Origin of the sequence: Shewanella colwelliana (genome assembly GCF_001735525.1) — a bacterium.
In the GTDB taxonomy this organism is placed as follows: Bacteria; Pseudomonadota; Gammaproteobacteria; order Enterobacterales; family Shewanellaceae; genus Shewanella; species Shewanella colwelliana.
Genome location: NZ_MCBT01000030.1, coordinates 57,029 through 71,429 on the forward strand (window position 1 = coordinate 57,029; position 14,401 = coordinate 71,429).

The following is a 14,401-nucleotide window of genomic DNA, read 5'->3' on the forward strand; positions in this document are numbered from 1 at the left end:
GCCTGCATATACAGGCTGTCGGTAGGCGAGCTAAATCAGAGTGAGTTGTTCAGTAAGGTGTACCGTATCACCGATATTTATGTTGGCATCATTGAGCACGCGACAAGTGATACCGCCACGCCAGTCAGGTGTAAGTGCGGTTTCGAGCCCTGGCTGTGCCAGCTCCATTTTTTTACAGGGATCGGTTTCACCAGTGATATGCAACTGGAGCTCGCCAATATTAAGTACTTTGCCTACCGAGTCTGCGCCAAACTGCAAGCCTTCAATGAGCAGGTTGGATCGACGAGTTGTCCATGGAAGGTCTATATTGAGATGGTCACAAGCTTGTTGCCATTGCTCTGCAGAGAGAACGGTCACCTGTCGCTTGCTTGGCTTGCCAAATATGTCCTGCGCGACACCTGTCGTTGTGGTGACTAGCGCGTTAGATGTTTCCAGCATGGGGCCGCGTTTGACCACTTTATAACTAATACCTAGTAAACTCGCCATTTTGTTCCCGTCCTTTTGAATGCTATTTAACAGTGTAAACTGCAGGCTGGAGGGGATGCAAGTTAAGGTTATAAGCCCTTTTTAATCAAATACTGATAGGGCGTCGTATCAGTTTGGCTGGCAATTAATGTGTGGTCCATGAACTCGCAGAAACTTGGAATATCTCTGGTGGTCGCGGGATCATCAGCAATGATAAGCAGTGTTTCGCCTTCTTGCATCTTGCGCACCGATTTTCGAACCATCATCACGGGTTCGGGGCATCTTAAGCCTAGGGCGTCGAGTTGGTGTTGTGCGTCAGAAAAAGCGTTGCTCATAAAAAATAACCTTGGATGATGAAAATACCACTTTTAACAGTGGGGGCTAATATTACGCTAGGCACCGAGTTGTGCCAAGTTACACTCAGGTTTTTGTGAGCCAATACACTGGCGGGTATAAATGGTTGTGGAGTGTTTCACGTGGAACCTTGTCATTTAACTTGGTTAATTGACAAGGTTACAAAACAGGCCACTAGTGATGACTTTGAGGTCGTTTGGGGTTAAACCTATATCAAACCCACGTCGCCCCCCACTCACATAGCAGTAGCTTAATGAGGTGGCACTTTGATGAATAAAGGTCGCGAGTCTTTTCTTTTGACCGATAGGGCTAACACCACCGAGCACATATCCCGTTGATCGTTGAACATCCTCTGGTGAGGCCATGGCTGCTTTCTTTGACCCAGCGGCTTTGGCGAGCCGTTTCATATTAAGCTTTTCGTTTACCGGTATGATAGCAACCACAAGCTTATGGTTATCGACTTCTGCAACCAAGGTTTTAAATACGCAGGCAGCATCTAGATTAAGCTTTTCAGCGGCTTCTAATCCGTAGGCGCCGGAACCTGCCTGATGATGGTATTCGTGAGCGGTATAAACGATCTTTGCCCTATCTAAGGTTTTTGTTGCAGGTGTCATAAGTTAATGGTTTCACTATTTATAATTGCAGTGCCATGATGGAAATAATAATGCCGTGGTCGTTATGAGTGTCTACTTGTTGCCAGCCATGTTGGCGGTACAACTCGATATTGTGACGCTCTGTTTGCAGGTAGAGCGTGGTGATATTCATTGTGCGAGCTTTCTCTATCGCCAACTGAATTATCTTATTGCCCAGCCCTTTACCTCGTTCATTCTGTTTAACAAAAACGCCTCCTAGCCAGTGTGAGTCTTTTGGGTATTTGGGGTTTTCCTGATACCTTAATTGCACTGCTGCGAGTGGTTCATCGTCTCGGCATAACATTAAAATTAATGGTAGTGTATCGCGATTTAAATAGTCAGAGAGTGATGATTGTAGGGTTTGTAAGGTTCGGTCACTACTTAGGTGTCCCCATTCGGTATGATACCAATTGGCAATCGTGTCGGTTGCGTTAGGTTTGTCGGCAAGTGTTTGGCAGAGCATTGAGTTACCTCGGTTTAAACGCTATGTAGAATATTTTCATAAAACAGCAATGAGTACCAGCAGCGTTTATGACAAGGCTTTGCTTGATTAAGGTAAGTTGCAAAAAGCGGGTAAAAAAAATCGAGTAACTTTCGTTACTCGATTTCTGTCAACGCTAATGGGAAGGGAAGCGTTACACTCTTTCAAACACTGTAGCAATACCTTGGCCTAGACCGATACACATGGTCGCAAGGCCTAATGATGCATCTTTACTTTCCATAAGGTTGATTAGGGTTGTAGAGATACGAGTACCTGAACAGCCTAATGGATGACCCAGTGCAATTGCACCACCGTTAAGGTTAATCTTTTGGTCGACAACATCCATCAATCCTAGATCTTTAACACAAGGTAGTGATTGTGCTGCGAAGGCCTCATTGAGTTCGATGACATCGAGATCTGCAACGGTTAAGCCTGCGCGTGCGAGGGCTTTTTGTGTCGCCGGAACAGGACCGTAACCCATGATTGCTGCATCGCACCCAGCTACCGCCATAGAGCGAATACGCGCTCGGATGGGTAAACCAAGGGCTTTAGCTTTCTCTTCTTCCATCACTAACATGGCTGAGGCGCCATCAGATAGTGCTGATGAGGTGCCTGCTGTCACGGTACCATTGGCTGGGTCAAATACGGGACGTAGGCCAGCAAGTGATTCCAGTGAGGTTTCCGGGCGAATAACTTCATCATGATAAACCTTGATCAATGCACCGCTACCATCATGACCTTCAATAGCATGGATCTCATTAGCAAATCGTCCCTCAACGGTTGCCGCGTGAGCTCGTTGATGAGAGCGTACTGCGAACTCATCTTGCTGCTGACGGGTTATACCGTGCATTTTACCTAGCATCTCGGCGGTAAGACCCATCATTCCTGAGGCTTTAGCTACGTTGTTGGCAAGGCCTGGGTGGAAGTCGACACCGTGATTCATTGGTACGTGACCCATGTGCTCAACACCACCGACAATAAAGGTGTCGCCCATGCCAGTCATGATAGCGCGTGCAGCTTGATGCATCGCTTCCATTGATGAGCCACATAGGCGGTTGATGGTCACTGCGCCAGCTTGTTTTGGAATGCCAGCCAAAAGGGCTGCATTACGTGCAATATTAAAGCCTTGCTCTAAGGTTTGCTGAACACAGCCCCAAATTACATCTTCGATGGTGTTTGGGTCGAGTTGTGGGTTACGCACTAAAAGTGCTTTCATTAATTCTGCAGAGAGCGTCTCTGCGCGTACATTTCTAAATACTCCAGCCTTAGAACGGCCCATGGGAGTACGGATGCAATCTACAATAACTGCTTGTTTCATTATTCTATTCCTTCCCGCTGATTAGGCTTGGTAGTAACTACCGTTGTTGGCTGCAAGTTCACGCATCTTGTCTGTTACTTGGTACAGGCCACCTAGGTGAGCATACTTGTCTGCAAGTGCGACAAAGTTGGCAACGCCCATGGTGTCGATGTAACGGAATACACCCCCTCTAAATGGAGGGAATCCAAGACCATAAACCAGTCCCATATCAGCTTCTGCTGGCGTGGCAATAATCCCTTCTTCAAGACAACGTACCGTCTCGATGATCATTGGGATCATGGTGCGAGCGATGATGTCGTCTTTACTGAACTCTTTTAGTTCGCCAAAGGCGGCGCCGAGTAATTCATAGCTTACGGCATCAATATCTTTCTTCGGCTTACCGCGACGATCGACAGAGTATTGGTAGAAGCCTTTAGCATTCTTCTGACCAAAACGCTGCGCTTCAAACATCACGTCAATCGCATCTTTACCGGTTTTGCCCATTCTGTCAGGGAAGCCTTCAGCCATAACCGCTTGTGCGTGATGACCAGTATCAAGGCCCACTACGTCGAGCAGATAAGCTGGACCCATAGGCCAACCGAATTGCTTTTCCATTACCTTATCGATCGCCGCAAAATCAGCACCATCGGCAAGTAGGCCACTAAAGCCGGCAAAGTAAGGGAACAAGACGCGGTTAACGAAGAACCCAGGGCAATCATTTACCACAATCGGCGTTTTACCCATTTTAGCGGCATAGGCGACGACCGATGCGATGGTCTCTTCTGAGCTGTTTTCACCACGAATAACTTCAACCAATGGCATTTTGTGTACAGGGTTAAAGAAATGCATACCGCAGAAACGCTCAGGTTTCTTCAGGCTTTTAGCCAGCAAGTTGATTGAGATAGTTGAGGTGTTAGAGGCGATGATAGCGTCTTCGCTAACATGCTGCTCGACTTCAGCCAATACCGTTGCTTTAACTTTTGGGTGTTCAACAACGGCTTCGACAACAACATCTGCTTGTTGAACAGCACTGTAATCTAAGGTCGCGGTGATGTTATTGAGTACAGCAGCCATTTTAGCTGGCGTTGAGCGGCCTCGCTTAATCTGTGCTGCGAGTAACTTAGAAGCTTCGCCTAAACCTAGCTCAAGTGCTGGTTGGGCAATGTCCTTCATGACAATTGGTGTACCTTTACTGGCACTTTGGTATGCAATACCACCACCCATAATACCAGCACCTAATACGGCTGCGGAGTTAATTGGGTGAGCTTGTTTTGAGGCTTTTTTCGCTTTGCCTTTGACTAGCTGATCGTTAAGGAAAATGCCGATAAGAGCTTGAGCGACTTCGGTCTTTGCTAGCTTTAAGAAAGCTTGATGTTCAACTTGTAAGGCTTCTGTTCGTTCAGCGCCAGCAGCCTTTTCGATCACATCTACCGCAGCCATTGGGGCTGGATAATGCTTACCTGCAACTTGGAATACCATGCCTTTAGCGGTGGCAAATGACATCATGGCTTCAAGTTTAGGTAGCGTGAGCGGAGATAATTTACGCTGACGACGCGCTTGCCAATCAATCTTCTCTGCGATGGCATCTGTTAGCATCTGAATTGCTGCGGTTTCAAGCGATTCTGGCGCGACAACGGCGTCAATAGCACCAACCTTTAATGCTGCTTCAGGGCGCTGATCTTTGCCTGTAGTGATCCACTCTAGCGCGTTATCGGCGCCAATGACCCGTGGTAGGCGCACTGTGCCACCAAAGCCAGGAATAATACCTAGTTTGGTTTCTGGCAAACCAATGCGTGCGGTCGTATCGGCAACGCGCATGTCGGTTGCGAGGATGGTTTCGCAACCGCCGCCTAGAGCAAAGCCTTTGATTGCTGAGATGGTTGGGAAGGGAAGGTCTTCAATCTTATTAAAGACTTTATTCGCTTCTTCTAACCAATTTAGGAGTACGGAATCATCTTGCGCGAACAGACCTAAAAATTCGGTGATATCAGCACCAACAATAAATGCATCCTTTGCCGACGCAAGCATTAAGCCTTTGATGTTTGTCTCTTGCTTAATAGCCTCTAACGCGGCATTAAGAGACTCCAACGTTTCTCTGTCAAACTTGTTCACCGAGCCAGCGGCGTTAAAACAGAGCCGAGCGATATTGTCTTCAAGTAACTCAACTTGAATCGTAGGACTTTGGTAGATCATTGCTTGCTTCCTTATTGCTTTAAGAGCACTACCTACTGTTGATTTTGTATAGTGTAGGTAAAGATCTCTATCTTACAGCAGGCCATCATTTGACCAGTTGCTGCTCAGTGTGCGTTGAAATCGAGAAAATTTCAACACCCAATTTAAACGGTTGTTTAATTTTCTTTGGTTAGGCTGAATTTTGTGCTTTATGTTAGACTCATTGGATCATAGTCTCAGTCCGTGCTGGCCGCGTTATCTGAGCTAAAAAAAGTGCAATAATCAATAATAGGAACCGAGAGATGGAAAACTTAGCGCCCCTTTATCCTGAGCATATTTCTGAGTTAAATCGTCGTGTGGCTGAGATCGTGGCAAGGGAAAATCTATCTGGACTGGTTATTCATTCAGGTCAGCCTCATCGTCAGTTTTTAGATGATATGGATTATCCCTTTAAGGTGAATCCACAGTTCAAAGCTTGGTTGCCTATTGTTGATAATCCCCATTGTTGGTTGTTGGTGAACGGCAAAGATAAGCCTCAGCTTATCTTTTATCGCCCCGTCGATTTTTGGCATAAAGTGGCTGAATTACCGGATGATTTTTGGACCTCAGAGGTTGAAATTAAGCTGTTAACTAAAGCTGACAAGGTTGCTGAACTGCTGCCCAAAGATATCGGTAATTGGGCTTATATTGGTGAACATCTCGATGTGGCTGAGGTATTGGGCTTTCGTTCACGTAACCCTGATGCCGTGATGAGTTACCTGCATTATCATCGTGCAACGAAAACCCAGTACGAGTTGGCGTGTATGCGTCAAGCTAACGAGATTGCGGTGAGGGGACATGTTGCGGCGAAAGGTGCATTTTACAGTGGCGCGAGTGAATTTCAGATCCAGCAAGCCTATTTAGCGGCAACCGATCAGGGCGAGAACGAAGTGCCTTACGGCAATATTGTGGCGCTTAATCAGAACGCAGCGATATTGCATTACACCGCTTTAGAGCATGATACACCCGCACAGCGTTTATCTTTTTTAATTGATGCGGGAGCCAATTTTCATGGCTATGCCTCTGATATCACCAGGACTTACGCTTTTGAAAAAAATCAATTTGGTGACCTAATTGCTGCGATGGACAAGTTACAGCTCGAGGTGATTGAGATGATGCGTCCCGGTGTGAAATATGTCGATCTGCATATCATTACTCATCAAAAATTGGCTCAAATTTTATTAGATTTCAAACTGGCAACTGGTGATAAGCAAGGGTTAATTGATCAAGGAATTACTAGCGCATTTTTTCCTCATGGCTTAGGTCATATGTTAGGTCTGCAAGTGCATGATATGGGCGGTTTCCTTCATGATGAACGTGGTACCCATATAGCAGCACCAGAGGCACATTCATTTCTTCGCTGTACCCGCACGTTAGCGGTCAACCAAGTGCTGACTATTGAGCCTGGTTTATACATTATCGACACACTCTTAAACGAGTTGAAAGCGGATGCACGTGGTAATCAAGTCAATTGGAATATGGTCGATCAATTACGTCCATTTGGTGGAATACGTATCGAAGACAACGTTATTGTGCATAGTGACCACATCGAAAATATGACCCGAGATTTAGGCCTGCACGGCTAGAGGTTGATTGTCGTTGAGTGAAAGTTATCTAATCCCTGCATGCTCATTAATGGTTGAAGAGGAGATAAAGCATAGTCGCTTTATTTCCTTATTGTTCCATTGTGAGTCTGAGCAAGCGCTGAAGTGTGCACTTACTAACGCCAAGTCTGAGTACCCTGGTGCCAATCATTACTGTTATGCTTTTATTGCTGCAGATCCTGACAATACAGTAGCTATGGGAGCAAGTGATGATGGTGAACCAGCAGGGAGTGCCGGGCGGCCAATGTTAGCAACCTTGCAAGGGGCCAAAATCGGTGAAATCGCCGCGATTGTCGTACGCTATTTTGGTGGTACAAAATTGGGCGTCGGCGGCTTAGTTAGAGCTTATAGTTCGGGGATTAAGCAGGGCTTGGTGCAGCTTGAAACTCAAATTAAACTATTACGCTACCCTGGCCAATTACTGTGCGACTATCATCAATTGAAAGATGTTGAACACTACTTAGCCCAATGTGAGGCGTTGATCACCGATAAACAGTTTAGTGACAATGTGTCGATTAAGTTTGAGATACCTAAGGCTCATCAAGAGCAACTTCAACTAGAATTGGCAACGCTGAGTAAGGGGCAACTTAAGGCAAATTTTTCACAGCCTTAGCGAAACACGTGGCACTATTGCGTTTATTTAGGTTTACTTGTTTCACACGCTAGCTATAAATTTTATACAACTGCTTGAGTAAACTGTGCGAAAATAGGCGAGCCTGCAAAGAGCCACTAATGGAATGATAAAAAGCCCTAATGCAATATAGAACAATTATAAGAATTACGGGTCTGTTGATGGGCTTGTTTTCGCTATCGCTGTTGCCGCCAGCTTTAGTGGCTGTCATCTATAAAGATGGTGGTGGTACAACTTTTATTCAGGCGTTCTTTCTGAGTCTGTTCCTCGGCTTTTTCCTTTGGTATCCCAATCGTCACCATAAAAAAGATCTGCGTACACGAGAGGGATTCCTACTCGTGGTTCTCTTTTGGGGGGTGCTAGGTTCAATTGGTGCGGTACCATTTATCATCTCTAGCCAACCAGATCTCTCTTTAACCGACAGCTTTTTTGAGTCTTTCTCTGCACTTACCACAACAGGTGCCACGGTACTTGTTGGTCTCGATTCATTGCCCAAGGCAATTTTATTCTATCGTCATCTACTTCAGTGGCTCGGTGGTATGGGGATTATTGTATTGGCGGTGGCGATTCTGCCAGTCTTAGGGGTTGGGGGAATGCAGTTGTATCGTGCTGAGATCCCGGGCCCAGTAAAAGACAGTAAGATGACGCCCAGGATTGCCGAAACCGCTAAGGCTCTCTGGTATATCTATTTAGCTTTGACCATAGCTTGTGCGTTTGCCTATTGGGTTGCTGGCATGGATGTGTTCGATGCGATTTGCCATTCGTTTTCTACAATTGCGATTGGTGGATTCTCAACCCATGATGCCAGCATGGGGTATTTTGATAGTACGGCAATTAACATGGTGTGTGTGGTGTTCTTGTTAATTGCGGCGCTGAATTTTAGTTTACACTTTGCCGCCTTTACTCGACGGGGTATTAACCTCAAAGTGTATGTTAAAGATGCGGAGTTTAAGGCGCTAATCGTTATCCAGTTGGCATTAACATTGATCTGCTTTGCGACCCTTTACCACTCGGGAATTTATGACAGCGCGGAAGAGACGTTTGATTTTGCCTTGTTCCAAGCGGTTTCAATTTCAACTACGGCAGGCTTCGGTACTGAGAGCTTCCATATGTGGCCACTCTTTCTGCCTATGCTACTTATTTTTTCGAGTTTTATCGGCGGCTGTGGTGGTTCAACTGCGGGTGGCATCAAGGTGATGCGTATGATCTTGTTGCTGTTGCAGGGGTCGCGAGAGTTAAAACGATTGATTCACCCTCGAGGTATGTTTTCTATCCGTATTAATGGTAAGGCATTACCAGATCGGGTTATTGATGCGGTGTGGGGGTTCTTTTCTGCTTATGCGTTAGTTTTCGTTGTCTGTATGTTGATTCTGATGGCGCTGGGCATGGATAATATTACAGCCTTTAGTGCGACGGCCGCGTGTTTAAACAATTTGGGCCCTGGCCTAGGCGAAGTGGCGAGTAATTATGCCAGCATCGGTGATGGTGCCAAGTGGGTGCTTGTTGTGGCAATGCTATTTGGTCGCTTAGAAGTGTTTACCCTATTGGTGTTGTTCACACCTACATTTTGGAAGAATTGATGAGCCGTACATTAATTATTTATTCGACCGTTGATGGTCAGACAAAAGCGATTTGTGATCAGATACAAGCAATCTGCAAGACCGAAAGCAATATCGTGACCATGATTTCTTTGGAAGAGGCCCAGTCAGTTAACCTTTCCTATTATGACAAGGTGCTCATTGGCGCAAGTATTCGTTATGGCAAGCATCGCCCAGAACTGTTCCAGTATGTGAATCGTCACCGAGCGGTGCTAAACAGCAAAAAGAATGCTTTCTTCACGGTAAACGTTGTTGCGCGAAAGCCTGAAAAAAATACGCCAGAAACCAACCCATATATGAAGAAGTTCATTCAGCTGTCATTGTGGCAGCCACAACAGCTAGGGGTGTTTGCCGGAAAGATTGAGTATCCCAAGTACCGCTTCTTCGATAAGTTTATGATCCGCTTTATCATGTGGATAACCAAAGGCCCAACAGATACGTCTGGCACTTATGAGTTTACTGATTGGGATAAAGTACAAGAGTTCGGTAAAGCCTTTAGCGAGAGGTAAAGGCCTTACCAAGATGAGCAGTTTTACGCGCAGTAGCGCTTATAGAGAATTGAGATAACTTCGGTTACCTGCTCATTTTTTAAGGTGTAATAAACGATCTGCGAACTCTTGCGGGTTGCCACTAAGTCTTCAGCGCGTAAAACGGCTAAGTGTTGTGACAAGGCTGACTGGCTGAGCGGTACAGTTTCATTCAGCTGAGTGACGCTTAACTCATTATCTAATAACTGGCACAAGATCATCAATCTGTATGGGTTTGCTATCGCTTTTAGCCATTTTGCAGCGCTTTGAGCATTGGTGACCATAGTATCTACATCAATATCTTTTTGCATACGCTGACTCTCTTGTATCTTGCTTGATTAGATTACTCTAATTGAATGTAAAAATGAAAGCAATGTGACTTTATGGGGCCACTAACGCAGGTATTGATTAGATACTAGGCCAACATGTCTGCTTTCGTTATATAGATTGCTATTCTACCTCTATTTTTTTGTTTAATAGGAGGCGTAATTCACAAAACCCTTAACTAATTTGTGATCTGATTTCATGTTTCTAAGTGGCGATACTGTAACAATAGGGTTTATTTTATTTATCGTAATGGGCAGCTTATGGCTTCTGTTTTAATTGTTTACTATTCGCGTGGCGGACATACCGCTAAGATCACCCAAGCCATGGCCGATCATATACGCCAACAGGGCAACCGTTGTGATGTGATGCAAATTGGTCAATTGGGTGAGATTAATTGGGGGGAGTATGATTGCGTTGCACTGGGGGCTTGCGTGCTTTATGGCAGCTATGACAAGTCAGTGTTTGCCTTCGCTAATCAGTATCAACAGCAATTGAGTGACAAGCCCAACAGCTTTTTTAGTGTCAATGTGGTCGCACGTAATCCTGAGAAACGCATTCCTGAAAACAATAAGTATTTGCAGAAGTTTATTGAGCTGTCTGCCTGGAAGCCCAATGATGTTAAAGTGATTGCTGGTAAAGTCGATTATCCTTCATGGCGTTGGTATGACCGTTGGATGATTCAGTTGATTATGAAGATTACAGACGGCCCTACGGATCCAACATCAGTTATTGACTACACAGATTGGGATGATGTTAACGTATATGCCGATCACTTGTTAAGCCTAGCTAAGTAGCCCTTAGACCTTTGATAACTAAAGAGCCAGTATGGCTCTTTTTTGTTTTCTTACTGCTTGCTTGTTATCTGGTATGACCTCTGATAGCCTTTCGCCTTCATTTAAAAGGGCTTGAAGTTATGAACCTATATTTTCGCTTGTTTTGGTTAATGTTTTGGCGTGTACGTCACTGCAATAGCATCGGTTTTTTGGGCACAAGTAAGATCAGTTATCGAGCACTCCCGTTCGATTGTGATATCAATCTGCATGTGACTAACTCACGCTACCCAGCGCTGATGGACCTTGCGCGTACTTACATGCTGGCGGAGATGGGCTTGCTGAAGCGCTTTATCAAAATGAAGTGGATGCCGATTGTTAATGCAGCCGAATTTACCTACATACGTGATATTAAGCCGCTCAGTAAGTTTGAGATAGAGAGTAAGTTAGTCGGATGGGATGAAAAATATTTCTACATCGAGCAACGCTTTGTCAGCGAAAATACCCTGCACTGTATCGTTCATGTTAGAGGGGTATTTGTGTGTAACCGCAAGCAAGTGCCTATTGAGACAATGGTTAAAGAGGTTGGGTTTGTAGGACCTGCGCCAGCGCTGCCGCCCGAAGTGGTGAAGTGGAAAGCATTCTTACAACTCAAAAAAGAGCGTAATATCTAACCTGGTAATAACTGTAGTAGAGTTAAGGGATAGGTCTAAACCCTGAGGAGATGGCATTACCAGCGAGGGCGATCTCTTCCTCTACCTGTATCCAAGCACCTCGCAGTTCAGCTTGATGCAAGTATCTGTCTAAAGCATCAAATTCATAGAGTTTAAATCGTCTTCGCATTTGCATAATACAGGGTATAAGGGCGCAATCAGCTAACGTAAAACTGTCTCCACAAAGCCAGTGATTATCGGTAAGTTTGTTGTTTAACTGGTGCAGAGTCTGGTTGATCTCATTTTCTAAGTGTTTGACCTGTAGTGGATCATCTAGTTGCCTAGCTTGAAGTTTTTCAAGTTTAAACAGTTGGTTACTTAGGTCGTTGTCGATGATGCGGTCAAACAGGCGCACGTCGAGTGCTTGTGACGGATGTGTCGGGATCAGCTGAGTGCCAGTACTAAACTCATTGTCTATATATTCAATAATAATACTCGATTCAGGCAGCAGTTCTCCTGCACGTGTTTTTAGCAATGGTAGCTTTCCGGTAGGATAACTGGCCTTAAATTGCTGGCGAGAGAAGGGGTCGTGAATATCGATGACCCTAGGGTAAAAATTTGCCTGTTTTTCATAAAGCGCGATAAGCACTTTTTGGGAATAACGTGAAAGAGGATAGTAGAACAGTTCCATCTCGCTAGGCCCCTATTTACTTGCTAATCATCGTTTAACTGTAGCTCGCTTTAGCTTTAGTGGTGGTAATTTTGTAGCCCACATATCAATTATGAAGGCTCTTCTATTACAGCTTATGCCTAAGGTGTATCACGGTAGAGGCGTTGCTCCATAAAAGCGAGCATTGCCCTAATTCTTGCTGGCACCACATCTTGATAACTATGCACCGCAAAAATCCCACCTCGGCCTAAATGATAGTCAGGTAATAAACGTACTAACTTTTCTGCCTGTAAGGGCTGTTTGACAATATGTTCTGGCAACATGGCTAGTCCAAGTCCCTCTTTGACCAATTTAAGGCAGCCTAAACTGGTGTTGCAGTTGATAAATGGTGTGAGCTGTAGTGTAAATTTTTCACCATCACTATTATCGAATTGACAACGTCTTGGTAGTTGATTGGCGCTTTGCATTATCCATTGATGGTGATTTAGGTTATCAGGGTGGAGTGGCGCACCATGATTCGCAATATATTCAGGGCTTGCCACAAGGTAGTCGTCGTACTGGGCCAACTTAATGGCCACTAACTCTTCATTGTCTGGCTGACCTGTCTGAATTGCGATATCGATGTGATGCTCAAGCTGATCTAATTTTCTATCTTCTAGCTGCAGTGAGACGTGTATTTTGGGATAGCGCTTATGAAACTCTTTTAATAACGCCGCTAGGGCTAGTTCACCTATGGCAACAGGTGCTGCGATTTTGATACTGCCCTGGAGTTGTTCATCATTAGGAATGATTGCCGCTTCCGCTTGCTTGGCAAGTTTGAGGAGTTCGGCGCAATAATGGTAAAACTGTTGTCCCTCTTGGGTCAGGGATATCTTACGTGTGGTTCGATGCAAAAGGCTTAGTTGGCATCGGTTCTCGAGACGCTTTAGATGTTGGCTGACCATGGAGCGACTGATGCCAAGTGTTTCTGCGGCGGCAGTTAATGACCCCTGCTCGACAACACTGGCAAAAACCAGCATTCGGTAGAGTTGTGATGCGTCCATAAACGAGTCCTCAGCCAACTATTGTTTATATGCGGTTATCAAACACCTAAATGTCACACTTATTTATTACGTATATTATCTAATAAGTCAAAGTTGAGCGTGAATATTGGCATTTATTTTAAGTGCGGTGATGATCGTTATCTTTGGCTTTTCAGTATTAATGGGGTACTAATAACAAGTTTTTTAACTTGGTATCGCCAATATCATTTAGAGATAGTTATGACACATTTAGAATCATTCGCCACCATTCATCAGCGTGCATGTGAGCGTAAAGGCGGTGAGCAATCGCTGCTGTCACTGTTGCCTCAATCGAACAATGTGGCAGAAATTGCACAATACAGTGACGCTGAATTATTGTCTGAGTTGAGCCGGAAAGTGTTTCAATGCGGCTTTGTTTGGCGAATTGTCGATAATAAATGGCCTGCTTATGAGCGGGCATTTTTTGATTTCGAACCCCATAAAGTACTAATGCTCTCTCCTGAGCAACTGCAACAAAGAGCGAGTGACAGTGAGCTTATTCGTCACCTTAAGAAGACCATGGCGATTTATGATAATGCCCTGATGGTACATGAACTCGCCTTACAACATGGTAGCTTTGCTGAGTTTATCGCCGATTGGCCAAGCGATAATATTACTGGATTGTGGGCGGAGTTAAAGCGCTTAGGTAATCGGCTGGGCGGCAATACTGGTCCCTATTTTTTACGTGCGATCGGCAAAGACACTTTTTTGTTGACCGAGGATGTTAAAGGTTACTTTACTGCGAATAAGTTGATTGATTATGGTTTTACCTCAAAAGGAGGGTTAAAGCAGGTGCAGGCGGTATTTACGACATGGCAACAAGAATCAGGGCTGAGCTTGGCGCACATTAGTCGGATAGTAGCGTGCAGTGTAGGTGACAACCGTCTTTAACGTTTGTTGGTTAGATGCTTATCCTCGGACACCAGACTATAGGGGGATATCCTTATACAACCCCCTTTAATGTCCGTCCTTGGACACCAGGGATAAGTATATCCTTATACAAACCCCTTCAATGTCCGTCCTTGGACACCAGGGATAAGTATATCCTTATACAAAAAAGCCAGCCCGTAGGGGCTGGCAAAGGTATGCAGGAAATGTAGAGATAAAGCAAAGTGCGCTA

The 14,401-nt window shown here is 45.0% G+C and carries 16 protein-coding genes; 7 read left to right on the plus strand and 9 right to left on the minus strand.

All coding sequences use genetic code 11. The features are described 5' to 3' along the window. Positions 1-30: 30 nt before the first annotated feature. From BEL05_RS10315 to fadB, 6 genes are all read right to left on the minus strand, one after another. Positions 31-486 (minus strand): MOSC domain-containing protein, encoded by a 456-nt coding sequence (locus tag BEL05_RS10315; RefSeq protein ID WP_069671115.1) that lies wholly within the window; start codon positions 484-486, stop codon positions 31-33. A 68-nt stretch (positions 487-554) separates the two neighbouring features. Continuing rightward, positions 555-800, minus strand: coding sequence for a sulfurtransferase TusA (gene tusA / locus BEL05_RS10320; protein ID WP_028763447.1), 246 nt, complete (start codon positions 798-800; stop codon positions 555-557). Positions 801-965: 165 nt separating this feature from the next. Next, positions 966-1,433 (minus strand): Cys-tRNA(Pro) deacylase, encoded by a 468-nt coding sequence (gene ybaK / locus BEL05_RS10325; protein WP_069671116.1) that lies wholly within the window; start codon positions 1,431-1,433, stop codon positions 966-968. A gap of 19 nt (positions 1,434-1,452) precedes the next feature. Continuing rightward, on the minus strand, positions 1,453-1,914 hold the full coding sequence (locus BEL05_RS10330; protein WP_069671117.1) for a GNAT family N-acetyltransferase: 462 nt from the start codon (positions 1,912-1,914) through the stop codon (positions 1,453-1,455). A gap of 172 nt (positions 1,915-2,086) precedes the next feature. Then, entirely contained in the window at positions 2,087-3,250 is a 1,164-nt protein-coding gene (gene fadA, locus BEL05_RS10335) for an acetyl-CoA C-acyltransferase FadA (protein WP_028763444.1), read from the minus strand. Positions 3,251-3,271: 21 nt separating this feature from the next. After that, positions 3,272-5,422 (minus strand): fatty acid oxidation complex subunit alpha FadB, encoded by a 2,151-nt coding sequence (fadB, locus tag BEL05_RS10340; protein WP_069671118.1) that lies wholly within the window; start codon positions 5,420-5,422, stop codon positions 3,272-3,274. A 281-nt stretch (positions 5,423-5,703) separates the two neighbouring features. On the opposite strand from fadB, the gene pepQ reads away from it, so the two are divergent. From pepQ to hemG (BEL05_RS10360), 4 genes are all read left to right on the plus strand, one after another. Further along, on the plus strand, positions 5,704-7,026 hold the full coding sequence (gene pepQ / locus BEL05_RS10345; protein WP_069671119.1) for a Xaa-Pro dipeptidase: 1,323 nt from the start codon (positions 5,704-5,706) through the stop codon (positions 7,024-7,026). Positions 7,027-7,039: 13 nt separating this feature from the next. Next, the gene (locus BEL05_RS10350) at positions 7,040-7,657 is read left to right on the plus strand and encodes a YigZ family protein (protein ID WP_069671135.1); all 618 of its coding nucleotides are present in this window, start codon (positions 7,040-7,042) and stop codon (positions 7,655-7,657) included. 140 nt (positions 7,658-7,797) lie between these two features. Continuing rightward, positions 7,798-9,255, plus strand: a complete 1,458-nt coding sequence (locus BEL05_RS10355) for a TrkH family potassium uptake protein (RefSeq protein ID WP_028763440.1) — start codon at positions 7,798-7,800, stop codon at positions 9,253-9,255. Continuing rightward, a complete protein-coding gene (gene hemG, locus BEL05_RS10360) occupies positions 9,255-9,782 on the plus strand; it encodes a menaquinone-dependent protoporphyrinogen IX dehydrogenase (RefSeq protein ID WP_069671120.1) in 528 nt (175 codons plus the stop codon). Before BEL05_RS10355 ends, hemG (BEL05_RS10360) begins: the two co-directional genes overlap by 1 nt. Before the next feature lie 23 nt (positions 9,783-9,805). On the opposite strand, the gene BEL05_RS10365 is transcribed toward hemG (BEL05_RS10360), so the two are convergent. Further along, positions 9,806-10,111: an ArsR/SmtB family transcription factor gene (locus BEL05_RS10365; protein ID WP_028763438.1), complete on the minus strand. Its 306-nt coding sequence runs from the start codon at positions 10,109-10,111 to the stop codon at positions 9,806-9,808. Between the two features lie 276 nt (positions 10,112-10,387). Here BEL05_RS10365 and hemG (BEL05_RS10370) point away from each other — a divergent pair, with 276 nt between their 5' ends. Both hemG (BEL05_RS10370) and BEL05_RS10375 read left to right on the plus strand, forming a co-directional pair. Next, on the plus strand, positions 10,388-10,921 hold the full coding sequence (hemG, locus tag BEL05_RS10370) for a menaquinone-dependent protoporphyrinogen IX dehydrogenase (protein WP_028763437.1): 534 nt from the start codon (positions 10,388-10,390) through the stop codon (positions 10,919-10,921). A gap of 119 nt (positions 10,922-11,040) precedes the next feature. Beyond that, complete coding sequence (locus tag BEL05_RS10375) at positions 11,041-11,571, plus strand: thioesterase family protein (RefSeq protein ID WP_028763436.1); 531 nt, start codon at positions 11,041-11,043, stop codon at positions 11,569-11,571. Between the two features lie 22 nt (positions 11,572-11,593). Here the strand turns inward: BEL05_RS10375 and BEL05_RS10380 are convergent, their stop codons facing one another. Then, on the minus strand, positions 11,594-12,241 hold the full coding sequence (locus BEL05_RS10380) for a glutathione S-transferase family protein (protein WP_028763435.1): 648 nt from the start codon (positions 12,239-12,241) through the stop codon (positions 11,594-11,596). Positions 12,242-12,360: 119 nt separating this feature from the next. Next, on the minus strand, positions 12,361-13,263 hold the full coding sequence (locus BEL05_RS10385; RefSeq protein ID WP_069671121.1) for a LysR family transcriptional regulator: 903 nt from the start codon (positions 13,261-13,263) through the stop codon (positions 12,361-12,363). A gap of 219 nt (positions 13,264-13,482) precedes the next feature. On the opposite strand from BEL05_RS10385, the gene BEL05_RS10390 reads away from it, so the two are divergent. Beyond that, entirely contained in the window at positions 13,483-14,172 is a 690-nt protein-coding gene (locus BEL05_RS10390; RefSeq protein ID WP_069671122.1) for a DNA-3-methyladenine glycosylase I, read from the plus strand. The last annotated feature ends 229 nt before the right edge of the window (positions 14,173-14,401 follow it).